This window comes from Bradyrhizobium sp. P2_E8, from assembly GCF_056403875.1.
The window spans coordinates 1-1,140 of the sequence record NZ_JBFUES010001554.1; the positions used below are offsets into that span (position 1 = coordinate 1).

At 62.8% G+C, this 1,140-nt stretch carries 3 protein-coding genes and 1 pseudogene; 3 read left to right on the forward strand and 1 reads right to left on the reverse strand.

Annotated features, from left to right (window positions below):
- The 3 genes and pseudogenes from AC1D00_RS42235 to AC1D00_RS42245 all read left to right on the forward strand — a co-directional run.
- A pseudogene (locus AC1D00_RS42235) lies at nt 1–183 on the forward strand (MarR family transcriptional regulator); the annotation flags it as partial.
- Between the two features lie 199 nt (nt 184–382).
- Nucleotides 383–619 carry a hypothetical protein gene (locus tag AC1D00_RS42240; protein WP_027548260.1) on the forward strand — a complete coding sequence of 79 codons (237 nt, stop codon included), beginning with the start codon at nt 383–385 and terminating at the stop codon, nt 617–619.
- Between the two features lie 37 nt (nt 620–656).
- Entirely contained in the window at nt 657–878 is a 222-nt protein-coding gene (locus AC1D00_RS42245) for a hypothetical protein (protein ID WP_135176085.1), read from the forward strand.
- Between the two features lie 60 nt (nt 879–938).
- On the opposite strand, the gene AC1D00_RS42250 is transcribed toward AC1D00_RS42245, so the two are convergent.
- A partial coding sequence (locus AC1D00_RS42250; protein WP_477014794.1) for a hypothetical protein occupies nt 939–1,140 on the reverse strand: 202 nt, incomplete at its 5' end.

Here is a 1,140-nt window from a genome sequence, read left to right on the forward strand (position 1 = left end):
GTGCGCATCCGCCTGACGCCGCAGGGCCAGGAAGTCCGCCGCATCGTCGACTCGCTCTATCAGAAGCACGTCAAGACGGTCGAGCAGGTCGGCGGCATCTCGGGCGAGGAATTCTCGACCCTCAACAAGTCGCTGCACCGTCTCGAGCGGTTCTGGACCGACCAGATCCTGTATCGGCTCTGAGTTCCAAAACGGATCATGGCCAAGCCGGCCCGCAACAAGACCGGCAAGCCTTGTGAACGTGCCTGACTTCCCCAAGCGCACCGGCCCGGGATCTCCCCGGACCGGTGCGTTTTGTCGTTTCGCAGCTGCGAGAAAATTCGCCGTCCGGATGGAACCAGGTCCCGGCATCGCCGTTGTTCCTCTGGATCGGAGGGATGCGATGCTGGTCGGGCGCGGGTTGCAGGCTGTGAACGTCGAACTCGTGAGCGATGCCTATGCCATCGCCGCGAATTACCTCCGCCGCTCCGGCGCAATTCCGGACACGCTCGTCACCAACGAACACCTGCTGGAGATCATCATCAAGCTGCTCCAGCACGGCGAATTCAACAAGATCAGGCTCGCCAACAAGGCGATCGGCCGGTTCGAGACGCAGTCCGAGGCCCGCGCGGTTGCCTGATCAGAACTCCCGATATTCCAGAGAACCAGAGGGTGCCATGGAAGCTGCCATCGACCGCATCATGCAGACCTATGACCTGCTCGCCAACCGCACCGCCGCGGCCAGCGAGGAGGCACGGGCCAAGGTCACGAACTACCTCAAGACGTTGATGGAAGCCGGCGAGAAGGACACCCACAGGTTGACGGTTTGCGGCCTGACCTATTTGCGCCAGCTCGACGGCAGCGTGGACCCCGTGAAGTCGGGGTATACGGGGCTCTAAAGAGGAAAGGGGCGGCGGCCCTCATCGGCCGGCAGGGCCTTGAGGTCCAAAACGGCCCCTTCAGGGAATCGGAACGGGGCGGTTCCAGACAACCGCACCAGCGTCCAGATCCTTCAATCCCACCATATCTTGCATAAATATCAGGCCCGACCCGCAAACCCTTGGCCGGGGGCGGCCGATGTGGTAGATGGCGCTCGCCGCTTCCGATCGCCACACCAGACCCGCCCGTAGCCCGCCAAAAGGCTGCGGCGGTGGAGATATT